Raw genomic sequence first — 25,173 nt, forward strand, 5'->3', positions numbered from 1 at the left:
TTATTCGACAGGAACTGATGTTGGAGAGCCAAGTGGGTATACCATAAGTCCTACCCAACCAATTTCCAAAGTATTTTAAGGTGATAACATTACTAACATACTGGAAATCAAATAGCCCTACGATTTCTCGTAAGGCTAGCATCAAATTTCGTCCCGCCCTGCTCATGTTCTTTCTCATCTTCTACCTTCGCTGCAACCAACTTCGTTCACTTAAGACGCGCTGCAAAAGAATAAACATAAATAATAAAATACCTATGACAATCTTCGTCCACCATGAGCTTAGCGTGCCTTCAAAACTAATAATCGTTTGAATAACCCCTTGAATCATGACACCGAAGAAGGTCCCAACGATATACCCCACCCCACCGGTTAGCAATGTGCCTCCGATAACGACGGCCGCGATGGTGTCTAATTCCATACCCATGGCATGCAATCCATAACCAGAAAGCATATAGAAGGTAAAGACAACACCTGCTAATGATGAGCAAAATCCGCTAAATGCGTAAACCAGCATTTTGGTTCGCCCAACTGGCAGCCCCATTAATAAGGACGATTGTTCACTCCCACCTAATGCATACGTATTTCTGCCAAATCGGGTATAATGTGCGATATAAAACCCTAAAAAGATAACCAACATGGCAATGATGACACTAATGGAAATAAAGTTACCGCCTGGCAAGCTCACTTTCGTCTGTGCAACACTCGTATAGAACGCATTATCTATGGTTATGGTATCCGTGCTAATGATGTAGCAAAGCCCCCGAGCCAGAAACATGCCCGATAAGGTTACAATAAATGGCTCAATCTTGAAGTAATGAATAATCGCGCCCATTCCCCAGCCAAATAACGATCCGATCACCAAGACGAATGGAATGACAATTCCTGGAGACCATCCAGCCTGAACTAAACTTGCCGAGATCATGGTCGTTAATGCAATCATGGAACCGACAGACAAGTCAATACCGCCTGATATGATGACAAACGTCATACCAACTGCCGTAATTAAAAGGAAGGCATTATCGACCAATAGGTTCATTAGTACCTGCAAGGAAAAGAAACCTGTATATCGGAAAGAGCCGATAGCAAACATGATGGCAAATAGTCCGATGGTGACTAAAATTGGGATATGTTGTCGTTTAAGCATGCTGTTTGACCTCCCGTTCAGCAGGATAATGACGCGTTTTCCATCGAGCTACGATGGCTTTGCGGAATGCTTCCGATTGAATTAAGCAAACAATGAGAACAACAAATGCTTTTACAACTAAAGTAATTTCCGGTGGAACACCAATCATATAAATCGTCGTCGTCAGCGTTTGAATAATAAGTGCCCCAATCAAAGTTCCGATGAGGTAAAAGCGTCCCCCATTTAGAGACGTTCCGCCAATGACAACCGCTAGTATTGCGTCCAGCTCATACCAAAGTCCTGCGTTATTCCCATCCGCGCTAGCTACGTTGGAGCTGAGAATCAAACCTGCAATACCAGCACATAAGCTGCAAAACATATAAACGACAAGCATAACCGTTTTGGATCTAATACCAGCAAGGTTACTGGCAATCGGTTTACAACCAACGGATTCAATGAATAGGCCGAGTGCTGTCTTTCTCGTTAATACAAAGGCAACTACACACACAGCTGCGACGATAAAAATGGAAAACGGAAGAGTAGCCAGCGAACCTGTCCCGATATACTTATAAGGCTGACTGTTAATCGTAATAATTTGACCGCTCGTAATGAGTTGTGCAACACCACGGCCTGATACCATGAGGATCAGCGTAGCAATAATCGGTTGAATACCAATTTTCGCGACCAAGAAGCCGTTCCATAAGCCTAAAATAATCGCAATGACTAGCGATATGCCTATAGCAATAAACATACTGTTCAGATCATTTCCGCCAATGTCCTTGCTAATGCTCAAACAAGATATCGCCCCTGAGATGGCAACAACTGAACCGACTGAAAGGTCAACACCCTTCGTAGCAGCAATGACGAGTGTCATCCCGATGGCTACAATAATTAAAGGAGAACCGAAATTCAAAATATCAATCAGGCTGCCATATAAATGACCGTCCCTCATTTTTATCGCGAAGAAATCAGGTGAATAGATGAAATTAAACAGTAACAGCGCACCCAAGAATGCTAATGGCCAAAATAAATGATGTTTCAACATATACTTACCCTCCCGCTATGGCCTTCATGACATGGCTCTGGCTGATCACGCCGCCGCTCATTTCTTGTATCTTATGCCGATCTCGCAGAACAACAATCTTATGGCTAATCCTGACTACTTCCTCAAGCTCTGAAGAAATAAATAGGACGGACATGCCCTGGCGGGCAAGTGACATAACAAGCTTCTGAATTTCAGCTTTAGCCCCGATATCAATGCCTCTTGTAGGTTCATCAAGAATCAACAGCTTCGGATCTGTCAGCAGCCAACGTGCCAGCAGCACCTTCTGCTGATTGCCGCCACTTAAATTTTTGATCAGATGATCAGGGTTGGGTGGATTAATATTTAGAGCACGGATATATTCTGCCGCAATCTCATCTTGACGTTTACGTGGTATCGCCTTAAACCATCCCTTAGATGCCTGAAGAGCCAAAATGATATTTTCTCGAACGGTTAATTCGTCTATAATCCCTTCCAATTTGCGATTCTCAGAGCAAAATGCGATCCCTTGGTCAATGGCTTGCCTCGGCGTGTGAATCGCCGCCTTTGCCCCCGCAACCATCAAATCGCCGGAATCAGCTCGATCTGCTGCGAAGAGTAATCTCGCTAACTCTGTTCGACCGGAGCCTAACAAACCCGCCAGACCGACGATCTCTCCTTTATGAATAGATAAGTCTAGCGGTTCTATCGAACCCTTTTTCCCTAAATTCGCTGCCTGAACCAATACTTCATCCTGAGTTCTAAACTGCGTCGTCGCGTGTGGAATTGCCTCAAGAAGCTCAAGCTCTTTCCCGATCATCTTCGATACAAGCTCTATACGAGGAAGTTCTTTCGCTAGATGCTCCCCAATAAACTCTCCGTTTCGGAGAATGGTTATTCGATCAGAAATATCATAGACTTGATCCAAGAAATGCGTGACGAAAAGAATCGCTAAGCCTTCACTCTTCAATCTTGTCATGACAGAAAACAATTGAATCACCTCGCCTCTATCTAAGCTGGAGGTTGGTTCATCCAAAATAAGAATTTTAGCAGAGATGCTTAAAGCTCTAGCTATCGCAATCAACTGCTGCACAGCAACCGAATAGGCGTTTAGGGGTTGTGTGACATCAATATCAAGATTCATTCTTTTTTTTAGAAGCTGTGCAGCATTATGGTTCATTTCTTTCCACAATATACGACCGAAACGACGGGGTTCACGCCCGATATAGATATTTTCCGCAACCGAAAGATTCAAACATAGATTGACCTCTTGATACACCGTGCTGATTCCCGCATTCTGGGCATCCTGCGGGCTATTAATTTTGATGTGTTTATGATCCAGTTCAACATGACCTTGATCAATGGCGTACACACCTGTAAGTACTTTAATCAGCGTCGATTTCCCTGCACCATTTTCACCCATCAAGGCATGAACTTCACCAGGAAATAATCTGAAATTCACGTTGGTTAGTGCTTTTACACCTGGGAATTGCTTATGAATCCCTGTCATTTGCAATACTGGCACTCGGTTATTCATTCCGCCACTCCTCTCTTTTATATAGAGAGAGCTACTCCTATCTAGTATCAGATGGAGTAGCTCCTCCCATTTGTTTATCAGTCCAAACGATAAATTCAAGTATTAATATTGACGATTAGGCAGCTCACGCTTCGCATCTACAGATGTAAACACGCCTTCTTTCGTTACAATACGCTTAGGAATTTCTTTTCCATCAAGAACATCACGAACAGCTTGCATTAATTGTGGCCCGAGCAATGGATTACACTCGACGATAAAGTTAATTTTTCCTTCACTTGCTGCAACGAAGCCATCTTTCACGCCATCAATGGAGATAATAATGATATCTTTGCCTGGTTTAAGTCCCGCCTCTTCGATGGCTTGGATGGCACCAAGAGCCATATCGTCGTTATGTGCATACAACACATTGATATTTTTATTTGCTTTTAGAAACGCTTGCATGACTTCCTTACCTTTGGCACGCGTAAAGTCACCAGTTTGAGAAGCGATGATTTTCAAATTCGGATTGGACTTAATGATTTCACCAAATCCTGCTTTGCGATCATTGGCTGGTGCTGAGCCTGTCGTACCTTGAAGCTCAACGATATTTACTGGATCTTTCGCATCCTTGTAGTAATCAACCAACCATTTGCCTGCACTGCGTCCTTCTTCGACGAAATCAGAACCAATAAATGTTTTATATAGTGATGTATCTTTGGAATCTACAGCACGGTCCGTTAGAATGACAGGAATTCCTGCATCCTTCGCTTCTTTCAGGACGGTATCCCAACCGGATTCAACGACAGGAGAAAAGCTAATGACATCAACCTTTTGTTGAATGTATGTACGGATTGCTTTAATTTGGTTTTCTTGTTTTTGTTGGGCATCCGAGAACTTCAGATCAAACCCGGCTTCTTTAGAAGAATCTTGAACTGATTTCGTATTCGCTGAACGCCAGCCACTCTCTGCACCTACTTGAGCGAAACCTAGTGTAATTTTTTTATTAGCAGGTACAGGTACTGTTGTAGCACTTGCACTAGCTGCAGGCGTTGCCTGTGGTTTACTAGTATCTGTCTTCCCGCTACTTGCTGTAGTACCACAACCAGCTAAAATCATAATCATTACGGATGAGAGTAGAACCCCAATTGTCTTCTTCGATTTCATTTTCTTATTCCTCCCTTTTTTCACCAGTTCCCTTTGGTGTACTTAAATTATAGAATGTGAGCAGTTCGTAGGTATACGGAGTTTCCTTTTCGCTTTTTATAAATTTTTATGATTGGGAACATATTTATTCAACAAACCATTGTTTTTTTGTTTATAACTTGTAGTTTATTGTCCAATGATTGCGTTTTCATACCTATTGATTCATAATTTAGATAAAACTCCTCTCAACACTTTATGGGATGAAAGGTGCTCCTTATTATGCTTCTCTTTCGAAAAATAACATCAAGCCTACGAGCGAAATTACTAACCATGTTCATCATTTTAACTTGTATACCATTAATAACTGTTGGTCTAATCTCTTACCATAAATCATACAACACCGTCTTCTCGAACAGTAAATCTTCCACTACCATGCTCGCTCAACAATTATCTCAAGATATTGATACCTTATTTACAGACACAAAAAAGTTGCTTGAGCTAGGAAAGAATCCAAAAGTCCTTCATTTTCTATTCTCTCAAAACAATACGTATGAAGATGCCAAGGACATTCTAAAAACAATGTCATCGTATCGACAAACCTACCAATACAATGATGTACTCAACATCACAATGATTAATTTATATGGTCGAGGGATCAGTGAAAGGAAGGGTGTATTTCAGCTAGCAAGCAACCCCTTACGCAACGTGCATTTGGAGTACCTGATTCAACATCCGGATGCCGTATTGAACATTCCTCCTTCTGATGAGTCTGCGTTAGAACGATTGGACGGCTTTCAATATAAGCAGCATAACATTATCTCTATCATTTCAACCGTTAAACAACCGATAACACATGAAGTCATTGGCTTTATCATTATTGATGTAGACGATCGTATTGTCAAACAATTCTGCGATACGCTTACAATAGGAAATAGCGGTTTTTTCTTCGTCGCTGACTCTACCGGGAAACCCATTTTCAAACCATCGGTGGCTACTAATCCGTTAAGCTGGCCCAAAATAAAAGATTTATCTACAATCTTCGCTGGCCAAGAAACAAATTATATGGATCAATCTGAAGGGAAGCCTAAATTTGTCTTCTACTCAGCCTCTAAGTCCACCGGTTGGAATATTGTTGGTGTTGTACCTCTCCAAGAAATTGTGATGGAAGCTAATTCGATTAGGCAACTCATCATCGTAAGTGTAGCACTAAGTATTATTTTCGCAATTACCTTACACTATTTCGTTTCCAATCGTCTTACACACCCCATTCGTATACTCAAAAATAAAATGCAACTCGCCGCATCCGGGTTCCTAGAGGCGAAAGTCACACTGACAGGCACTGATGAAATTGCCGATTTAGGAAACAGTTTCAATACGATGCTTGGAAAAATTCGAACGTTGCTAGACCAAAGTATTAAAGAACAGCAAGATATGAAGAAATCTGAACTACGTGCACTGCAAGCGCAAATCAATCCTCATTTCCTATATAACACGTTAGATTCTATTCTTTGGCTCGCTGAGTCTGGCAAAAAAGAGCAAGTCATTCAAATTGTCATGTCCTTATCCAAGCTATTTCGCATTAGCTTAAGTAAAGGCAAAGACTGGATCACAATAGAGAAGGAAATTGAGCATTTAGACAGCTATTTGACCATTCAACAGATGCGCTATCGTGATATTATGGAATATGAAATTACAATGGATGCATCTCTTTACACATTACCTATTCTCAAAATGACACTGCAACCCATTGTCGAGAATGCTCTTTATCATGGGCTTAAGAACAAACGAGGAAAAGGTATGATCCACATTAGTGGTTCTATAGATGAGAGAACCAATCTAATTGCCATTACAGTGAAAGATAGCGGGAAAGGCATGTCAGAAGCAAGACTCGCACAATTACACCTTGATTTGATGGATCCAAATCCACCCGAGACCACTGGTAATGAAGTCTCCGGTGGATTCGGGCTTCATAACGTTCATAGAAGAATTCGCCTGTACTCCGGAGAATCTTACGGTGTTCATGTGCACAGTACAGAGCAAGAAGGTACGACAGTTACAATTCGTATACCACGTGAATGGGGTTGAGATCCATGAAGAAAATCATGCTAATCGATGATGAAATTTTAATAAGAGAAACAATTCGTGATTGCATCCACTGGGAGCAAGAAGGCTTTATCTACTGCGGGGACGCTCCCGATGGCGAAGTCGCTCTGCCGCTCATTGAGCAAGTTCAACCGGATATCTTAATTACGGATATATTAATGCCCTTCATGAACGGTCTAGAGCTCAGCAGCATTGTCCGCAAAAAATTTCCTGACATGAAAATTGTCATTCTGAGTGGTCATGGCGAATTCGAGTACGCCAGAACTGCGATGCAGATAGGTGTCCAGCAATATTGCCTTAAACCAATTAGCCCCACCGAGTTAGTCAGTCTGCTTCAACAAGTAAGCACCGAAATTGACAAAGAACGGGAAGTAAAAGCACACTTTCAAATGCTAGAAGACAAGGAACATGAACAAGCGACAATCTCACAAAACAAGTTATTGAACGATCTATGCAGTGGGTTCATGACGACCTCTGAAGTTATACATAACGCATCTTCTCTCCAGTTGAATGTAGTAGCTCCTTACTATGTAGTCGCCATTTTAGATAGTCGTCTAACAGAGCAGTCGCATTCAATTGACGTTGGCTCTATGCAAGAAAGTGAACATGTCATGTTGGAAGCTTGTCAAAAACTGCAAGAAAATCACCAGCACTTCATGTTCCAACGCAGCCGTTCAGAAACGGTCTGGATCATAAAAGGTGATTCGCTGGAGCATCTACATATCGAGTTACACGTCTTTAAGGAGCTGCAACGACTTATACATGAGGAAGTCTCAACGTTTCATGTCTCCATAGGAATAGGCGGTGTTCAAGATCGTCTGCACAATGTCCATTTATCCTTTCTAGAGGCTGCTGAGGATGTCCATTGGAGAAGACTTTCCCGTCAAAACCGACATGCTTTCCGAGAAATCAGTAAAGAAACATTGGATCCAATCCTTTATTTGGATCGAGGAAAATTCATCGATTTCTTAAAAATCGGTACACAAAGCAAGCTTGCTTCCTTTATGACAGAGTTCGCTGCAGGGCTAATCGGTATTAATTGGTATTCTTCCTCCATAGGCTATTATATTCTCAACGATTTAACGATTGAAACTTTTCGTTCCGCCAAAGACATGTATCGCCATCTAGCCGAACCAGAAGAGACGCTACGCGAGCTTCAAGCTGTGATTGGTAACATCCGCTCATGGGAAGATACTTGTTCCTATTTGATCAAGTTAACGGAGCAATTCTGGAATTGGCGTTCCCGTATTTATGATAAATATAGCGACATGCTCGTCAAAGTGAAAGCATACATTCAAAAGAACTACGATAAAGATTCCATCTCCTTACAAGACGCAGCCGAATACGTACAATTGAGCCCAAGCCATTTGAGCCGCGTATTTAGTCAAGAAACCGGTCAAACCTTTATCGAATATTTAACACAAATCCGTATGCACAAAGCAATGGAGCTGCTTATAGGCTCAACTGCCAAATCCTATGAGATTGCCTTTCAAGTTGGATATAATGATCCACACTACTTTTCAAATTTATTTAAACGTGTCACTGGCATGACACCGAAGGAATTTAGGAAAAGCGGCATTCCCGATGAAGCTATGGATAGCTTGAAGGGAGATTCGCATCATGAAGTTCAATAAATATCTAACCGCTATATGTCTACTAATTGTAATTCTGACTGGATGTCAGGGAACAATGTTTTCTACTCAAGAAAAGGTGGATTCTGCGACAAATACCTCAACCTCAAATCCGCTTAATAAGGAAACTACTGTTAGTCGTACATTCGGTATCATTTATCCCATGGCAAATCCCTTTTATGAAATGATTACTGAATCTATTGAACAAGCTGCCAAGCCATTTTCAATTCAATTAGTGGTGAAAGCTCCGGATGAAATTAATTTGGAACAGCAAATGCGCATGATGGAATCGATGATTAAGCAAAAAGTCGCTGGCATTGCGATTAGTCCCATCGACCCCGTTGCGATGGCACCACTTATCGATAAAGCGGTGCAGCAGGGTATACCCGTTATTTGCTTCGAAACCGATGTACCTGAAAGTAAGAGAGCCGCTTATATCGGGACAGATCCCTACAAAGAAGGAACATTGATGGGGGAAATCATCCATCGGAACCAAGATGGAAGTGGCATGATTATGGTCGAGGGTGGTTTATCCAAGTCACCTCAACAAATGGGGCGACTGGATGGGATGCTGCAATATTTAAAACAAAACTCAGATATCCGGATTTTGGATATTCGTTTCAATGAAGGCAAAAGTGATAAAGCTGTGAGTGATCTTCAAATCATGATTGATGATCATCCTCACTTTGATACATTAGTATCATTAGATATTATCTCGAGCTCATCTTCTATTCTTGTTTGGAAATCACAGGGATTAAAACGAAGTGCGATTGCCTTTGGTATGACCCCTGAGGTTAAAGAAGCCTTGTTTAACGGTCAAATGAATGATGTCATCTCTGAGAATGAGCACCTATGGGGGCGTGCAATTATCGAACAGCTGAATCGTGCATCTGAGGGTTCCCCTGCTGTTAATTGGGTTGACACAGGCTTCCAGGAAGTCAGACTGAATGATTTACCTCATGCTTATTAATTATCAGATACATTTACATGGCATTTTCTTTAGAAAAAGGAGACATTTAAAAGGTTGATAACCCCATTCTCAAATAGAGAATGGGGTTATTAGTCTGCTTGGAGAAACGATATAGTTAAGCTTTCTCGTACTTCTCAACATCAATTTCACCCTTGAGGCGCGCTTTCTTTCCGATATTGAATCGGCGCAATGCCTACTACTTTTTTAAACGCTGTGCTAAAGTAATGTTGAGAATCATAGCCTACTTTTTCCGAAATCTCAATAATCGTCATATCCGTTGTATTCAGATAATGCGTAGCGTGTTTGATACGCGTATGGGTGAGTACATTCACAAAAGGGATACCTACTTCCTGTTTAAATATACGTCCCAAATAAACAGGAGATACCTTCATTTCATTCGCTATCTGTTCTAATGTGATATCAGGGTCACGATATCTTTGAGCAATTGCTTCCTTGGCCAAACGAACAAAAGGGGATAAATGGACTTCTTTATACAAAGATGCTCTCCCTTGCTGATACACATCTGCAACGCCTGTAACCCCTTCCGTGACGGACAGGAATTGAGAGGCGATCGTGATTTTCAAATAAGTCTGCACGGCTTCGTCCAATTTCTGAAGCTGTTCCACAGGGACTGATTCCCATAGCAATACAACCAGCATGCCCAAATGGTCTCGAAATTTAATAAGCGTGTAAGGTGTTAGCAGCTCTTCAACAATATTCTCAATCGCAAATAAGTAAAGCTGTCGATCCCTTTCCGATAAAAGCTCTTTGCCCCTAGAATTGCCTGACCATTGAATGACGCCCAGCATGCTCGGTGCCCTTACAGGCATTTTGAGAAACATCAGCTGCTCCTTGATCTCAACCTCGCTAAGTCCTCCATCCATCCACTCTAAACAAAAACGCTCTCGCAACAGCGAAAAGTTCCTTTCGATCTGTTTGGAAGCCATCTGCAAATGTTCGTCTTTTTCCATAGAAATCGTCATTTGTTTCGTGATTTTTGTTAAAACCTCCGTAAGCTGAACAGGATTCACTGGTTTAAGGATATAATCATCCACATCCAGACGAATTGCTGCTTGTGCATAAGCGAATTCATCATGTCCGGTTATGATGATGATTTTGCAATCGGGCAGTTCCTCACGCATATGCTTAATTAATGTCATACCGCTCATAATTGGCATATTCAGATCAACAAGCAGGATATGAATGTTATGTTTATGCGCCAGCTCCAAGGCTTCTTCACCGTCTTCCGCTTCCGCCACAACCTCCAAGCCCAGCTGCTGCCAATCGATGGCGCTTCGTATGCCTTCACGAATAATCGATTCATCATCAGCGATTAATACTCGCCAGAACGGATTTGCATTCACATGGGCACCTCTCTCTTTAGCACTGGATGTGTAATTGTCACCGTTGTCCCTTCTCCCCTTATACTATCAATGGTTACCCCATATACCTCTCCGAAGCTGATCACAATTCGTTCTTGAACATTCGTTAGGCCATAACCTCCTCCTGATTGAGGCGAAGCTATGTGATAAGACAATTCCTGCTTGTTATCCGTTGCCTTTTCTTGTTCATCTTCACTTGGGAGGGGATTCGATTTCGAAGCTGCCGCTTCTAAGATTCGTCTTAATTGCGCAAGCTTCTCCTCTGACATGCCCGCTCCATTATCACGAATGGTAATCACAACTCGTTCGTTCTCATGACGCGCTTGTATATCAATGATACCCGGACCCCGGCGTTCTTTAATGCCATGATAGATCGCATTTTCAACTATCGGTTGAAGAATCAGCTTCAGTACATAGAACTGATGAAGCGATGGTTCAATCGTAATCGTGTAATTCAGCTTTTCTTTATACCTTGTTTTTTGAATGATTAGATAGCTCTTTACATGCTCGAATTCTTCCATGAGTGAAATCACTTCATTGCCTTTGCTAAGACCTATGCGAAACAGCCGGGAAAGCGACTCAACGACCTCTGTCACTTCATGAGCCCCGCTCTTACGAGCTAACCATCCAATCGTATCTAACGTGTTATACAAGAAATGCGGTTTAATTTGAGCCTGTAAACTCCTTAACTCCGCTTCCCTCTTCTGTCTCTGTTCCTTTTCAACCAATCCGATCAGCTTCGTAATTTGCATCAGCATATTGTTGAAACTTCGCCCCAGCATGCCTACTTCGTCGGTTCGCTTATCCTTAAAGCGAATGGATAGATTGCCATCTTCTGCCCGTCTCATGAAAGACGTTAACTGCCAAATAGGCAAGGAAATCGTATAAGATAAATAATAAGAAGCTGCAATACCGAGCAAACATACGACGAAAACAAAACTGACTAAATATAATCGGATTTCTCGGACCTCTCTAACCGACTCCTGCGTTGAAAAAACACCTACGGTCGTCCAATTTGTAAAGGATGATTTTCGATATATAAATTGCATATTTCTCCCGTCGATCTTTTTGGAAAAAGTACCCGATGGGTTCTCATCCATCCATTCCCGCTGAAACTTACCTACTAAAGGATGCTGCGGCGTGTAGATACTCTCTCCTTTATTATCAAGAACCATTAAGTAACCGGATTTCCCTAAATTCACATCCTGGACCGTTTCCGCGATAACTCTAAGCTTTAAATCAATGAGAATAACGCCTTTAACCGCTTGGGTTTCTGGATCCAGAATGGCCCTCACCACAGACACGATATCTTCATCCTTATAGTCAACATGCGTAGTGACATTCCGGCCAGAAGGGTGTCCCACAATACTGAATATTCCCTTCTCATTGATAGCTTCCTTATACCAACTTTCTTCAGTAAGGCTGCGGCTTGTTCGGGCATACATTTCGTTACTTACGTAATCGCCTTGGGCATTCACCACCAAAATACCTGCCACTTCTGGATATAAGGTTGTAAAGCCTTTCAGGAAAATCCGCATATCATAAGCTTCCGATGCCTGAATAGCCGACTCACCGCTTAGAAATCGCTTCACACCCGGATTGAAGGAAGTAAAATACGTGATATTTTGTAAATTTCCCGCGTAGGCCTCGAGTGATTTATTGACATTCCCGATTAATTGCGAGGTGTGTTCATTCACTTGTTTTTCGATAATGCGATCTGTTGCTAAGCCAATAAGTATCCCCAGACAAATGGCAGGCAAGATGCTGATTAATAAGAAGTGCATGATCAGTTTATAACGGATCGGCCAGTTATTTAGTGTAATCCATTTGAACATTTTCATGCGCTTCACCTCATCCTTAACCTCTACGCTGTCATTTGGCATAATAGATATCGACATTTTCCTTGGTTACAATCGTGATCCCGGTATCCACATAGGTAGGTACAAGCGCCTCTTTGCTATTCTGCAAAGGTAAATGGGATTGCTGTGCCTCCTTCTGCAAATGAAGCAGGTGCATCAGCGACCAATATCCCATGTTCCAGGTTCCTTGCGCTAGCGTTGCCGAAATCGTTTCGTTCTTCACCATATCCAGCGTCCCTTTATCCGTATCAAATCCGATGATTTTCACCTGCGATAGCCGATCCAAGCTTTTCACGGCATTACCTACCCCCACGCCGCCATTCGCCTCAGTCGCAAATATCCCCTTCAAGTCAGGATGGTCCTTAAGTACCTTAGCTGCAATCCGTTCGGATGCCAATTGATCTCCCTTGCCGTCTTCGATGGCTATAATTTGTAGATTGGGATATGTGCTTCTGATCGTATCTTGAAAGCCCGCCATCCGATCCTGATGGTTTAATTGATTAGGCAGTGTAATGATAGCTAGCTTGCCGCTGCTCCCCGTCAATTCAGCCATTTTGTGAGCTGCGCTGACACCTGCGTTATAATTATTCGTTCCAAGAAACGAATACGCCTTGCTTTTCGGTGCACCGGAATCGAATAACACAACAGGAATGCCCGCTTCGACGGCTTTATTAATCGTCACAACCAAAGCATCGGGATTGATAGCCGAAACGGCAATCCCTGCCGGCTTTCTCGCAATGACCTGCTCCAACACCGTTACTTCTTCATTCACATCGTACTGTGTGGCACCTCGATACTCGACAGACACATTCAGCGTCTTCGCGGCGTCCTCAAACCCCTTCAAACAGCTTTTCCAGTAATCAATGCCCGACTGAAAGTTAACCATCACATATTTCTCTTCTATGTTTCCCTTTAAACCGCCATTCATTTGCTTGAGCGAATTATCCGTAGACTCGCTGTACTGATACACATACAGGAAAAGCAAAAAAGTTGCGATCAGTATCGCATACACGATCAACAGCTTTTTCATTTTATCCCCCCCTCATGCACGATCTGATCTTTGTCTGTCTACATTAACGATTTGAATTGGAATTTACTAATTAACTCATCTAATTCTTCCGCCATCCCACTTAGCACATTTGATGAGGATACGATTTCTTCCATACTGGCGTATTGCTCTTCCGTGTGCGCATACACATCATTCGTACCTGAAGCCGTTTGTTTCGCTACCAGCTCTATGGAACGAAGGACTTCTAATGCCGTTTGCGATTTACGAGAAATGTCTGATGATTGAAGGGATACACGGTCAATTTGGGAACCAACTTGTTCCATTTCTAGTTTAATGCTTTCAAATGCGGCGTTCGCCTCGTTCACAACTGAAATCCCTAAATTTACTTCCTGTGTACCAGCCTCGCTTGATTGTACAACTTCAATTATTTCCTCTTGAATCGCGTTCACCAATCGTCCAACTTCCTCAGCCGCGTCCGATGTCATCTTGGATAAATGCCGCACTTCTTGCGCAACAACCGCAAATCCCTTTCCCGCTTCACCGGCTCTGGCTGCTTCAATCGAAGCATTAAGAGCTAGTAGATTGGTTTGTCTGGAAATCGTAGCAATCAGTCCGTTCGCTGTGAGGACATGCATGGCGCGTGTTTCTAAACGCTGAACAGATTCCGAAAGCACTTTCATTTTATAATAAATGGCATTCATTTGGCTAATAGATAATTCGATAGAGGCTCTCCCCTTACTGACAGCTACTAAGGTCTGAGACGCTTTCTCCTTCGTTACTCCTGTAATTGCGGCGATTTGCTGCACAGCATGATCCATTTGCTCCAAAAATGTAACGCCTACCTCCATCTGTTGCACTTGAGACTCCGAGCCTTCCGAGATCGCTTGTACAACCATTGTAATCTGCTCCGACGACCGGCTCAAATGCTCCGAGTTGCCGCTAAGCTCCTCCGCTGCCGCGGATACATGCTTCGCATGATAATCAACTTGGCTAAGGATTTGAGACAAGCTGCCTTTCATTTGATTGAAAGCGATTGCCAAATCTTGCAGCTCATCACGGCTTCGTACGCTTATATCAGGGCCTGTTAAGTCACAAGCAGCAATACCTCTAGCAGCTTTGACAATCGCTTTAAGAGGATTGATGATCATTCTTGATACCACCCATCCTATGAGCAGCGCAAGGACGATGGTAAGAATGCTGATCCAGATGAGGTTCCGAATGGTTTGATCCGTCATGCTTCCATTTTCTACTTTCTTTAACTCCATCATACTCTTCTGCTTTTTCTGAATTTTCTCAGCGAGCTTCGTTAAATTTTGTGTAAGGGGAACCGTTCGTTGGAAACTGGCTTTCGAGTGTTCAAGCTCATTCACCAATCCGGCAATCGTCTCAATCGACTCACTCATCACCTTATAATAAGTTTGATCTTCTGAACTCTCATCTATCCCTTTGATTTCTTGTACCAGCGTTGCTAGCCCTGTATTCGTTTCGATCATCGCTTGAATCTTCTCAACGGATGGTTCAATAACGTAGCTCGACATCAGACTGTATTGCACTTGCGTTTGATACTGGATATCGGAAGCAAGTCCTAGGATTACGGCATGATGGTTCAATACTTGCATATACGATACATTAATTTTCTTTAGATAATAGTAGGATAAACCGCTTGTAGCTGTCACTAATAACGCAATTGTAACGAAGGCTATCATGAGTTTCGAACGCAAGGATAAAGAAAGCGCCATTGTGGATTCCCTCCGTATCTGTAGGAACAAATAAGACCCTTCCCTTCAGGAAAAGTCTCATTTGGTCTATACAGCCCTAATAAAATTTAACTAAGCTGTTTTCGATTTATTGTAGATATCAAATCCGACTGCAAGTAACAGCACAAGACCTTTAATCCCTTGCTGCCAGTCGATACCTAGGCCTACAAGCGACATTCCATTGTTCATCACACCCATGACAAGTCCGCCAATAATTGCCCCGATAACCGTTCCGATCCCGCCAGTTGCGGAAGCGCCACCGATAAAGCAAGCCGCAATGGCATCTAATTCAAAGTTCACACCGGCTTTCGGTGTAGCAGCATTTAATCTTGCAGCAAATACCAGACCGGATAGCGCGGCTAGCACGCCCATGTTAACAAAAACCCAGAAGGTGACATGCTTCGTTTTAATGCCTGATAATTTAGCGGCCTTTTCGCTTCCGCCCAGCGCGTAAATATGGCGCCCCATAACTGTTTTATTCATAACAAAGGTGTAAATCACCACGAGGACAAATAACAGAATCAGAATGTTTGGAATACCTTCGTACGTAGCCAAAACAAAGGTGAATACATTTATGATCGCAACCATAACCGCAATTTTGGCTATCAACAAACCGAGTGGCATCACTTCAAACTCGTATTTCAATTGATTCTTTCTCTTCTTCAACTCACTCCAAATCAAGATGAGCGATAACACAGCTCCGATTATGATCGTCGTATTGTGCAGCGTGCCGCCGCCAATGACATCAGGAATAAATCCTGAGCTAATTTTCTGAAAAGTTTTCGGGAACGGTGCAATCGACATCCCTTTCAGCACAATCATGGTTAGTCCGCGGAAGATCAGCATCCCTGCTAATGTCACGATAAACGATGGAATTCGCACATAAGCAACCCAGAAGCCTTGCCAAGCTCCGACAAGTGCCCCGATCACCAAAGAAATAATAACAGCCGCGACAAACGGAACCTTCATATCGACCATCAGCACGGCAGACAGAGCCCCTACAAATGCCGCCACAGAACCTACTGACAAGTCGATATTACCGGTGATAATAACCAATAACATCCCTATCGCCAATACCAGAATATAGCTGTTTTGCAAAATCAAATTCGTCACATTCAGTGATTTTAACAGAACACCGTCTGTCATGATTTGAAAAAATATCGTAATTAAAACGAGTGCAATAATCATGCCATATTGCCGGATGTTGCTCTTAAACATCTTAATCAGTGTTTCCATGCATGTGCCCTCCTGCTCTCGTAATACATTTCATAATGGCTTCCTGTGAAGCAGCTTCTTTACTTAATTCGCCAACCATTTTCCCTTCATTCATGACATAAACACGATCACACATGCCTAGAATTTCAGGAAGCTCAGAGGAAATAAGGAGAATGCCTTTCCCCTCCATCGCCAGTTGGTTAATAATCGTATAGATTTCATATTTGGCTCCGACATCAATCCCCCGAGTAGGCTCATCCAGAATCAGAACATGCGGCTCAGAGAAAATCCATTTGCTTAATACAACCTTCTGTTGATTGCCTCCGCTTAAATTCCCAGTTTTCTGTAAAACACTCGGTGTTTTGATATTCATTTTTTGGCGGAAGCTCTCCGCATGTTTAATTTCTTGATATTCGTTAACGACCTTATTCTTCGAAATCTTATTAAGCCGCGCTAAGGTTATGTTCCTCTTAATATCATCCATCAGAATCAATCCATAGTTCTTGCGGTCTTCGGTCACATATGCGATACCTTGATTAATTGCTTTATCAATCGTTGGAAGGTGGATTTCCTTGCCCTCTTTATATAAATGACCGCTAATTTTCTTCCCATAGGATTTGCCGAAAATGCTCATCGCCAGCTCTGTTCTACCTGCGCCCATCAGACCGGCAATCCCGACAATTTCACCTTTACGTATGTTTAAGTTCACTTGATCAATGACTTTACGATTGTCCTGCAGTGGATGAAAGACGTTCCAATCCTTGACTTCAAACAACATATCGCCGATTTGCGGCTCTCGGGTTGGATAGCGATGCGTTAAATCTCGCCCAACCATCCCCTTAATAATGCGGTCTTCCGTGATTTGATCTTTTCTCATATCCAACGTTTCAATGGTTTGACCATCTCTGAGTATGGTTATGGAATCGGCCACTTTCGAAATTTCGTTTAGCTTGTGAGAAATGAGAATGGAGGAGATCCCCTGTTTCTTGAATTCCAGCAGCAGCTTCAGCAAGTTATCACTATCTTCTTCATTCAAAGCAGCCGTAGGTTCATCCAAGATGAGCAGCTTCACTTTCTTGGATAACGCTTTGGCAATTTCGACTAACTGCTGCTTACCGACGCCAATATTAAGCGTTAATGTCGTAGGCTGCTCGTTTAATCCAACCTTTTGAAGTAGCTCCCTCGTTTTGACAATGGTATCGTTCCAATTGATGATTCCTCGTGTCGCTTGTTCATTGCCTAAGAAGATATTTTCTGCAATCGATAAATAAGGAATAAGCGCCAGCTCTTGATGAATAATAACAATGCCCAAATTCTCGCTTTGCTTAATATCCTTGAACTCACACACTTGACCTTTAAAAAGGATATCCCCTTCGTAGGAGCCGTGTGGATATACACCACTCAATACTTTCATAAGTGTTGATTTGCCTGCTCCGTTCTCGCCAAGCAAAGCGTGAATCTCACCTTCGTGAACTTTGAGGTTTACATTACTGAGTGCTTTCACACCCGGAAATGTCTTCGTAATTTGTTTCATTTCTAATATGGCATCCGACATGCGATCACCAAGCCTTCCATGTAATAAATGATCTAGCGATAGTCATACTCAGCTATCACTAGATCATTTAGGCAGTTCCTAGAGCGACAATTATTTACCTAATTTATCTTTTGTGTAATAACCGCTGGTAACCAAGGCTGCTTCATAATTGCTTGCATCGACGGATACAGGCTCAAGCAAGTAGGCAGGAACGACTTTAATCCCATTGTTATAGGTTTTCGTATCATTTACTTCCGCTTTACTTCCTTTGAGAATGCTGTCTGCCATGGCTACCGCTTTTTTCGCAAGCTCGCGGGTATCTTTAAATACGGTTTGTGTTTGCTCCCCAGCAATGATGGATTTCACAGATGCCAACTCAGCATCTTGCCCTGTAATCACCGGCAGCGCTTTGCCAGCTGTTCCATAACCAACACCTTTTAAGGAAGAAAGGATTCCGATACTAATGCCATCATAAGGAGACAACACCGCATCAACTTTCTCAGAGGCATAGTTTTTGCTGAGCAGATTGTCCATTCTGGATTGAGCAACTGAACCATCCCAACGCAATGTAGCTACTTGATCGAATTGCGTTTGTTTACTTTTTACAACTAATTTACCTGAATCCAAGTAAGGCTTAAGTACCGACAGCGCTCCGTCAAAGAAGAAATGCGCATTGTTATCATCAGGCGATCCCGCGAAAAGCTCAATGTTGAAAGGACCTTTGCCGTCTTTCAAGCCTAGCTTCTTCTCAATGTAGGAAGCTTGTAGTACGCCTACTTTGAAATTATCGAAAGTCGCATAGTAGCTGACAAACTCGCTCTTTTTAATTAAACGGTCGTAAGCGATAACCTCAACTTTCGCATCGTGGGCTTTCTTTAGAACGTCCGTCAAAGACTCACCGTCAATAGGAGCAATAACAAGAATGCTAACGCCTTTTGTAAGCATATTTTCAATTTGAGATACTTGGTTCTCAACAACGTCTTCCGCATATTGCAAATCCGTTTTATAACCTAATTTCTCGAATTCTTTCACCATGTTAGCCCCGTCGCTCACCCATCTTTCGGATGATTTCGTCGGCATCGAGATTCCTACTTTACCGCCAGCTTTTGCATCCGTTTTGGCTGCTGCGGATGGCGCCGCTGTGCCTACTGCATCCTTTTGATCCGTTGTCACGGTTTTGGCTCCGCATGCGGCAAGCATTAGAATCAGGGACATTAAAACAAATACAGATAACATCTTTTTCAACTGAACTACCCCTCTCGTTTACATCAGGTTTATGTTTCATAACCTAAGTATAGGCCCGGAGGCAGACAGCGTCTTTTCGAAAAAACAACTTGTTTTTATAAATTCTATACTTTTCTTAAACGCTTTCACGAGCTTAAGACAAAAAAATAACAACCTATTGGTTGTTATTTTTTGTGTCTACGATCCACATTTATATTTCATTTAGTTCGCCAAATGTATTTCAAATAATCTTGCAGTATACGTATTATTCAATTCAACTTGCAAACTGCTTGTTTCTGCCTGCCATTCCCATGTACAAGCTCCACCGATAGGATAGGCAAGTCTTACCTCAACGTCTCTTCCAGCTACCTCTGGAATGGGGAGTAATCTAGTATCCTGATCGCTGTCCATACGCCAAACAGCAAGTAAAATAAGATCCTTACTCTGTAGACCGTAACTCATCCAAAGATGTGCAAATCTAGGTAAGCCCAAAGGCCAGAAAGGAAGAGATTCAGGAATTAGTTGCCTTATCGACTTATAATACTGAATGCCTTCCTTCACCAAGGCGAGTCGCTCAGCACTAATTTCAGCTAGGTGGCCACTCTGATGAATGCGCAAAAGCAAGGAGTTAACCATATTGAATACAACTTCCTCTAGATCTCCTTCACGCAGGGGATATGACCAGACTGCACATTGCTCTGGAGTCACCAGAGATGCGGAAGCTGCTGCAATGACCCCAGTTTTACGGTAGTCTGTCTGATCACTACTTGACTGAATACTATGTCGACTTAATAACGCATAGTCAAGTCTCATACCACCACTTCCGCAGTTCTCAATAACCAGATCAGGGTAGCGTTCGAAAACCCGATCTATCCAAGCTAAATATGCCCGGTTATGCTCAAGTAACCCATCTCCGAAGCTATCTGCGCCAACTTCCGTACCAACTCCAGCATTGATATTGTAATCCATTTTAATGTAACCAACACCATACTCTTGTACTAAGCGATCCATAGTTAAGTCAGCAAAACCACACACTTCGGGATTGCGAAAATCCAGTTGATAACGTGAATGATCTATGACTCTGTGACCATGACGTGTAAAAAACCATTCATCCGGGAGTTGGTCCGCAATCTCGCATTTAATTCCCATGACCTCTATTTCTAGCCACAATCCAGGAATCATGCCTTTACTTCGAATATAGCTCAAAACCTCTTCAATGCCTGTCGGAAATCTCTTTTGAGAAGGTAACCATTGGCCAACACCATCCCACCACTCACCATCGGAATACCAGCCACAATCAATACAATAATATTCACATCCTGCTTCTGCCGCAGCGTCTACTAATGGTATTAATTTCTCAGTTGTAGGATCACCGAATAAGCAATTCATATAGTCATTAAATATAACTGGCAGCTGAGCATTATCCTTGCTTTCTCTTATAATCTTTCTTCGGTATTTGGTCATGGCAGCTATAGAGCTCTGTAATCCACCTTGTACGGCACCTACTGATGCCGTCACTGAGGTAAATATGTGGCCTGGTTTCAATTCCTTCCACCACTGATGTTCGGCATCCGTAGGTCCACTAACCTGAACGTATAGCAGATCACGTATATCACTTATCTCCCATTGCCAAGATCCGTTATTCTCAATCTGCCAGATTAGAGAGGTGTCTGATTCTTTGTTTTCTATCACACCTACTGGTGCATATTGAGAAGTTGACCAAGTCCCCGTGCTGCTGTAAGAAAGCCGTTTCATGGAAAATTCATTCACGGTATGAAGGCCTAATTCGGGTAGTGTATACGCTTGCCACTGAGCCTCGCCATACCACGTGTTGTGTGGAATGTGAAGTCGTATTTTCTCTTCTCGCGGGCTGCTGCCTTCCTTATCAACACCTGTCAGGGCAAAAGAAGATATGTACTCAAGCCCTACTGCCTTCATTCCCCTATTCTCTACATCTGACCAAACACGAACGACAGGAATGCCATCATAAAATTGGAAATAGGTTTTCACATATAAACCAGAAATCGAATCTGATTGCTTAATCGTTAACCTTCGTCCAGTCTCGTTTCGATTGTCTTGCCACTCTGTAAGCTGTAACCGCCCGCCTGGCATAGAGCCTGTATGTTTAGATCCGTGGTGGTCGTTTTGGTTTTCTCCTGATACATGCAGCTCTACTAAACGGAATTTGCTTTTCTTCTTCTCATCCCAAGTAGTTGCTTCCTCACAGAGAGGTAAGGACGAGAAGTGTAGTAACCTGACATCTTTGCTTTCAGTAATTTCAAATGTTACATAAAGTCCATTTTCTATTATTTCAATCCATTGTGTCATTTTAATATCTACCCTTTCACGGCCCCTGCTGTCATCCCATCCATGAGATACCGCTGCATAAAGAGGAACAAAATAACAACCGGAATCACTGAAAGTACAGAAGCTGCCATAATACTTCCCCAATCTGTTGTATAGAGACCTTTAAATAAAGTAATTCCCGGAGTAAGTGTCCGGTGTGCTTCATCATTAATAAATACAAAGCCAAACATGAACTCGTTCCAAGCATTTACGAATGCAAACAATGCCGTTGCAATTAAACTCGGGATAGAAACCGGTAATATGATCCGGAAGATAATCCCCACACGCGAGCAACCATCAATTTCAGCTGATTCTTCCATCTCATAAGGCAGCGTATCGAAGTAACCTTTTAACATAAATGTGCATAGTGGAACCATAAATGTCGTATACGCTAATATCATTGAATAGTACGTATTTAACAAATGATAATTTTTCATAAGCAAGTATAAAGGTATTAATAACAGCACGCCCGGGACCATTTGTGAAAGTAACATGGTTAGACTTGCAGTCTTTACCCCCCTGTAAGTTCCAAATCTGCTCAGCGCATAACCGGCAAAAATGGAGATAATTAAAGATAGAATTGTTGTTGTAATGGCGACATACATGCTATTACCAAAAAAAGTTACAAATTTGGATTCCAACAACACTCTCGAAAAATTATCAAAAGTTAACTTATTAATAAGAAATGTGGGATGACTGGTTCGAACTTCATTCAAAGGCTTTAATGCCGTGTCGATCATCCACATAAAAGGAAATAAACAGTATACAGCTAGTATGACTAGCACCGTATAGGTAAGAATTTGTAACCATAATTTCTGCTTCTTGCTCATGAGCATAACACTACACTCCTAATCTTTAATGCTTACGACTTATTTGTCTTAGAAGATCTCATATAGAACAAAAGAAATGCCACCATCATAAATCCTAGCATCATTGAAGCAAGCGCAGATGCTGAACCAATATCATATTCTTTAAGCGCATAACGATAAATCATGATCGGAAGCGTTTCGGTTGAGTTAAATGGCCCTCCCTCTGTCATCACCCATATAAAATCAAAATTAATCGCCGTCCATATCAGGTGAATGAAGATCAAGGTTAACGAAACTGATCTTAACTGGGGCAATACGATTTTAAAAAATCGCGTCATAACGCCAGCCCCATCAATGGCTGCAGCTTCAATCATCTCTTTGGATACAGACTGCAAGCCAGCCAATAAGCTAATTGTATAGAAAGGAAAACTTCTCCAAATGTTAACGAACGTAACTGCGAATAAAGCCGTATCCACTTCTCCAAGCCAGTAGTACGGCTTATCCAATATACCCAATTTCACTAAAGCAATGTTGATAATGCCATAATCAGGGGCTAACATCCATTGCCAAGTAAGTCCTGCCACAACGATTGGAACAACCCATGGGATAATAATAATTCCCCTAAAAATACCTCTACCTTTTAAGGGTTGATTGAGTGCAATAGCTGATATGATCCCGAGAAAATACTCGCCTGTTACAGACAATACTGTCCAGACAACCGTTTGTCGAAGTGCACTTACAAAGTTCTCATTCTGTAAGACGGTCTTATAATTCTCCAGTGCTGCAAAACCAGTAAACGATTTATTTACTAAGTTCTTGAACTGAAAACTATCCCAAACCACACTCAATAATGGATAGGCAATAAGGAACAAAAAGAATAATAACGCGGGTAAAACAAACAAGTTCGCCAGAATCTTAGTTTTGCTTTCTCTACCAAAATAAAGTTTACGTTTCCAGTACGTAGTCTCTTGAATCAATTTTTTCTCCATGTTCTCCACCACAATCACCTTTTTTAGGTTAAGATCAACAGGCATCGTCAAGTTATTTAGTAAACCAAACAACGGACAATGCCTGCTCAGACCATCTCTTTACTTCGTGCTTAATTCGCCGGACTTTTTCAAATCGTTATTGACTGCATCAGATAACCACTTTGCCACTGCTTCAACAGAATCATTTTTAATTAATGCACGTGCTATAGAATCTTCCAAGTCTTTGGTAATTCCACCAAGTGAAACACTTGGGAATACAACTCCAGAAGCCGCTAAATCCGTGAATCCTTTCCCCCAAGGGCTGTCACTAACGACGTCAGAGCGTGGAGAGTTCGTCGGACGTATCGTAGACTGCCATTCTTTCCCCATAATGTAGGAAGCGAATTCGAATGTTTCTTTTTCATGCTTCGTTTTGTAAATATACAATGGGCTAACTTCTAGGAATGTTGCTGCTTTCTTTTTAAACGGCGGTGCAGCTACTTTGACATCCTTCATTTCTTCCGGATTCTCTTTGCTGCGTCCTTCGATCCAAGGACCGTTCACGACCATCGCATACTGACCTTGTGCAAAGTTTGTATCTTCTTCCTGCCAGCCCCATGTTTTCGCTTCTGATTTAACTACACCTTTTGCAACTAGATCCTTGTAAAATTGGAATACTTCACCGACACGTTTTAACTCTTCCGGATTATCTTGCCATGTATTTTTAAACTTTCCATCTGTCTGTTTCTTAGCAATTTCCAGATCGTTTTGAGCTAGCAAAGATAGTAGTTCTTGAGGGGAACGAACACCTGCCGCCGCGATACCGAAAGCTTCTTTGCCATTTGAACTTTTCACTTTATCCGACATGGCAAGGAGTTCGTCCCATGTTTTAGGCGGTGCATCGTATCCAGCCTTTTTCAACATATTTTCATGATAAAGAAGGGCACGAATTCCGAGATATTGTGGTAACGCTTTAATTTTTCCATCTACAGATAAGGAATCGATGACGTTCTTGTATATCTTATCTTTATCGCTCCAAGCATTAAAGGATGCGCTTAGATCAGCTAAAGCATCCATTTTATTAAACTCACCAAACCATTCACTAAGGCCCCAGCTAAGATCAGGAGCATTGCCAGCATTGATGGCTGCAATTAATTTATCGTGCATGACATCAAAAGTAATCAGTTGAACATCGATTTTGATATTTGGATGTGTTTCCTCAAATTTCTTGATTTGTGCTTTTGTTTTAACTTCTTCATCAGAGTTTGGTGACCAGGCAGCCCAGAATTGCAACGTTACTGGCTTTTGAGTTGCTGCAGTGGTAGCTGCTGCCTCACTCTTCGGAGCTGTTGTAGCGCTCTCCTCCACTTTCGTCTTTGCGCAACCTGAGAGTAATGAGAGTGCTACGATACTGGACAGTACAACTGGAACCACTTTTTTATTTACCATTTTGATGTCCCCTGCTTTCTTCTCTTGTTTGTTTTGTTTCATGTTTACATCCTAAGTGTACTAAGAAGCAGCGATTACGGACATGAGACAAATCTCAGAGAATAGTGGAATATA

At 42.2% G+C, this 25,173-nt stretch carries 18 protein-coding genes; 3 read left to right on the top strand and 15 right to left on the bottom strand.

Annotation, left to right across the window (positions count from 1 at the left end):
• Nucleotides 1-181: 181 nt before the first annotated feature.
• From yjfF to AC58P7_RS18535, 4 genes are all read right to left on the bottom strand, one after another.
• Nucleotides 182-1,144, bottom strand: coding sequence for a galactofuranose ABC transporter, permease protein YjfF (gene yjfF / locus AC58P7_RS18520; RefSeq protein WP_497345381.1), 963 nt, complete (start codon nucleotides 1,142-1,144; stop codon nucleotides 182-184).
• On the bottom strand, nucleotides 1,137-2,168 hold the full coding sequence (locus tag AC58P7_RS18525) for an ABC transporter permease (RefSeq protein ID WP_497345383.1): 1,032 nt from the start codon (nucleotides 2,166-2,168) through the stop codon (nucleotides 1,137-1,139). The genes yjfF and AC58P7_RS18525 overlap by 8 nt, the downstream gene beginning before the upstream one ends.
• A 4-nt stretch (nucleotides 2,169-2,172) precedes the next feature.
• Nucleotides 2,173-3,681, bottom strand: coding sequence for a sugar ABC transporter ATP-binding protein (locus tag AC58P7_RS18530; RefSeq protein ID WP_497345385.1), 1,509 nt, complete (start codon nucleotides 3,679-3,681; stop codon nucleotides 2,173-2,175).
• 102 nt (nucleotides 3,682-3,783) lie between these two features.
• The gene (locus AC58P7_RS18535; protein ID WP_497345387.1) at nucleotides 3,784-4,824 is read right to left on the bottom strand and encodes an ABC transporter substrate-binding protein; all 1,041 of its coding nucleotides are present in this window, start codon (nucleotides 4,822-4,824) and stop codon (nucleotides 3,784-3,786) included.
• Between the two features lie 411 nt (nucleotides 4,825-5,235).
• Here AC58P7_RS18535 and AC58P7_RS18540 point away from each other — a divergent pair, with 411 nt between their 5' ends.
• From AC58P7_RS18540 to AC58P7_RS18550, 3 genes are read left to right on the top strand one after another with little or no spacing between them, the layout of a single operon-like run.
• Nucleotides 5,236-6,888 carry a sensor histidine kinase gene (locus AC58P7_RS18540; protein WP_497345389.1) on the top strand — a complete coding sequence of 551 codons (1,653 nt, stop codon included), beginning with the start codon at nucleotides 5,236-5,238 and terminating at the stop codon, nucleotides 6,886-6,888.
• Between the two features lie 5 nt (nucleotides 6,889-6,893).
• The gene (locus tag AC58P7_RS18545) at nucleotides 6,894-8,540 is read left to right on the top strand and encodes a helix-turn-helix domain-containing protein (RefSeq protein ID WP_497345391.1); all 1,647 of its coding nucleotides are present in this window, start codon (nucleotides 6,894-6,896) and stop codon (nucleotides 8,538-8,540) included.
• A gap of 55 nt (nucleotides 8,541-8,595) precedes the next feature.
• Nucleotides 8,596-9,507: a sugar ABC transporter substrate-binding protein gene (locus AC58P7_RS18550; RefSeq protein ID WP_497345393.1), complete on the top strand. Its 912-nt coding sequence runs from the start codon at nucleotides 8,596-8,598 to the stop codon at nucleotides 9,505-9,507.
• A 146-nt stretch (nucleotides 9,508-9,653) separates the two neighbouring features.
• Here AC58P7_RS18550 and AC58P7_RS18555 read toward each other — a convergent pair whose 3' ends face one another.
• The 11 genes from AC58P7_RS18555 to AC58P7_RS18605 all read right to left on the bottom strand — a co-directional run bounded on the left by AC58P7_RS18555 (nucleotide 9,654) and on the right by AC58P7_RS18605 (nucleotide 25,101).
• Nucleotides 9,654-10,871: a response regulator transcription factor gene (locus AC58P7_RS18555; protein WP_497345395.1), complete on the bottom strand. Its 1,218-nt coding sequence runs from the start codon at nucleotides 10,869-10,871 to the stop codon at nucleotides 9,654-9,656.
• Nucleotides 10,868-12,730: a cache domain-containing sensor histidine kinase gene (locus AC58P7_RS18560; protein ID WP_497345397.1), complete on the bottom strand. Its 1,863-nt coding sequence runs from the start codon at nucleotides 12,728-12,730 to the stop codon at nucleotides 10,868-10,870. Before AC58P7_RS18560 ends, AC58P7_RS18555 begins: the two co-directional genes overlap by 4 nt.
• A 31-nt stretch (nucleotides 12,731-12,761) precedes the next feature.
• Entirely contained in the window at nucleotides 12,762-13,778 is a 1,017-nt protein-coding gene (locus AC58P7_RS18565; protein WP_497345399.1) for a substrate-binding domain-containing protein, read from the bottom strand.
• 38 nt (nucleotides 13,779-13,816) lie between these two features.
• On the bottom strand, nucleotides 13,817-15,496 hold the full coding sequence (locus AC58P7_RS18570; RefSeq protein WP_497345401.1) for a methyl-accepting chemotaxis protein: 1,680 nt from the start codon (nucleotides 15,494-15,496) through the stop codon (nucleotides 13,817-13,819).
• A 90-nt stretch (nucleotides 15,497-15,586) separates the two neighbouring features.
• Nucleotides 15,587-16,750 (bottom strand): multiple monosaccharide ABC transporter permease, encoded by a 1,164-nt coding sequence (mmsB, locus tag AC58P7_RS18575; RefSeq protein WP_497345403.1) that lies wholly within the window; start codon nucleotides 16,748-16,750, stop codon nucleotides 15,587-15,589.
• Complete coding sequence (mmsA, locus tag AC58P7_RS18580) at nucleotides 16,734-18,284, bottom strand: multiple monosaccharide ABC transporter ATP-binding protein (RefSeq protein ID WP_497345405.1); 1,551 nt, start codon at nucleotides 18,282-18,284, stop codon at nucleotides 16,734-16,736. The genes mmsB and mmsA overlap by 17 nt, the downstream gene beginning before the upstream one ends.
• Before the next feature lie 90 nt (nucleotides 18,285-18,374).
• Nucleotides 18,375-19,508 carry a multiple monosaccharide ABC transporter substrate-binding protein gene (gene chvE / locus AC58P7_RS18585; RefSeq protein WP_497345407.1) on the bottom strand — a complete coding sequence of 378 codons (1,134 nt, stop codon included), beginning with the start codon at nucleotides 19,506-19,508 and terminating at the stop codon, nucleotides 18,375-18,377.
• A gap of 201 nt (nucleotides 19,509-19,709) precedes the next feature.
• Nucleotides 19,710-21,815: a glycoside hydrolase family 36 protein gene (locus AC58P7_RS18590; protein WP_497345409.1), complete on the bottom strand. Its 2,106-nt coding sequence runs from the start codon at nucleotides 21,813-21,815 to the stop codon at nucleotides 19,710-19,712.
• Between the two features lie 8 nt (nucleotides 21,816-21,823).
• A complete protein-coding gene (locus AC58P7_RS18595; RefSeq protein WP_497345411.1) occupies nucleotides 21,824-22,669 on the bottom strand; it encodes a carbohydrate ABC transporter permease in 846 nt (281 codons plus the stop codon).
• 26 nt (nucleotides 22,670-22,695) lie between these two features.
• Nucleotides 22,696-23,631: a carbohydrate ABC transporter permease gene (locus tag AC58P7_RS18600; RefSeq protein ID WP_497345413.1), complete on the bottom strand. Its 936-nt coding sequence runs from the start codon at nucleotides 23,629-23,631 to the stop codon at nucleotides 22,696-22,698.
• 99 nt (nucleotides 23,632-23,730) lie between these two features.
• Nucleotides 23,731-25,101, bottom strand: coding sequence for an ABC transporter substrate-binding protein (locus AC58P7_RS18605; protein ID WP_497345415.1), 1,371 nt, complete (start codon nucleotides 25,099-25,101; stop codon nucleotides 23,731-23,733).
• Between the last annotated feature and the right edge of the window lie 72 nt (nucleotides 25,102-25,173).

This window comes from Paenibacillus sp. J22FR5 (assembly GCF_059691975.1).

Excerpts from the sequence above, each read along its gene's own strand:
- AC58P7_RS18540 (WP_497345389.1), top strand. The coding sequence starts at position 5,236 with ATGCTCGCTCAACAATTATCTCAAGATATTGATACCTTATTTACAGAC.
- AC58P7_RS18530 (WP_497345385.1), bottom strand. The coding sequence starts at position 3,681 with ATGAATAACCGAGTGCCAGTATTGCAAATGACAGGGATTCATAAGCAA.
- AC58P7_RS18525 (WP_497345383.1), bottom strand. The coding sequence starts at position 2,168 with ATGTTGAAACATCATTTATTTTGGCCATTAGCATTCTTGGGTGCGCTG.
- AC58P7_RS18560 (WP_497345397.1), bottom strand. The coding sequence starts at position 12,730 with ATGAAAATGTTCAAATGGATTACACTAAATAACTGGCCGATCCGTTAT.
- AC58P7_RS18570 (WP_497345401.1), bottom strand. The coding sequence starts at position 15,496 with ATGGCGCTTTCTTTATCCTTGCGTTCGAAACTCATGATAGCCTTCGTT.
- AC58P7_RS18545 (WP_497345391.1), top strand. The coding sequence starts at position 6,894 with ATGAAGAAAATCATGCTAATCGATGATGAAATTTTAATAAGAGAAACA.
- AC58P7_RS18535 (WP_497345387.1), bottom strand. The coding sequence starts at position 4,824 with ATGAAATCGAAGAAGACAATTGGGGTTCTACTCTCATCCGTAATGATT.
- AC58P7_RS18550 (WP_497345393.1), top strand. The coding sequence starts at position 8,596 with ATGTTTTCTACTCAAGAAAAGGTGGATTCTGCGACAAATACCTCAACC.
- AC58P7_RS18565 (WP_497345399.1), bottom strand. The coding sequence starts at position 13,778 with ATGAAAAAGCTGTTGATCGTGTATGCGATACTGATCGCAACTTTTTTG.
- AC58P7_RS18605 (WP_497345415.1), bottom strand. The coding sequence starts at position 25,101 with ATGAAACAAAACAAACAAGAGAAGAAAGCAGGGGACATCAAAATGGTA.
- AC58P7_RS18600 (WP_497345413.1), bottom strand. The coding sequence starts at position 23,631 with ATGGAGAAAAAATTGATTCAAGAGACTACGTACTGGAAACGTAAACTT.
- AC58P7_RS18590 (WP_497345409.1), bottom strand. The coding sequence starts at position 21,815 with ATGACACAATGGATTGAAATAATAGAAAATGGACTTTATGTAACATTT.
- mmsB (WP_497345403.1), bottom strand. The coding sequence starts at position 16,750 with ATGGAAACACTGATTAAGATGTTTAAGAGCAACATCCGGCAATATGGC.
- AC58P7_RS18595 (WP_497345411.1), bottom strand. The coding sequence starts at position 22,669 with ATGCTCATGAGCAAGAAGCAGAAATTATGGTTACAAATTCTTACCTAT.
- mmsA (WP_497345405.1), bottom strand. The coding sequence starts at position 18,284 with ATGTCGGATGCCATATTAGAAATGAAACAAATTACGAAGACATTTCCG.
- yjfF (WP_497345381.1), bottom strand. The coding sequence starts at position 1,144 with ATGCTTAAACGACAACATATCCCAATTTTAGTCACCATCGGACTATTT.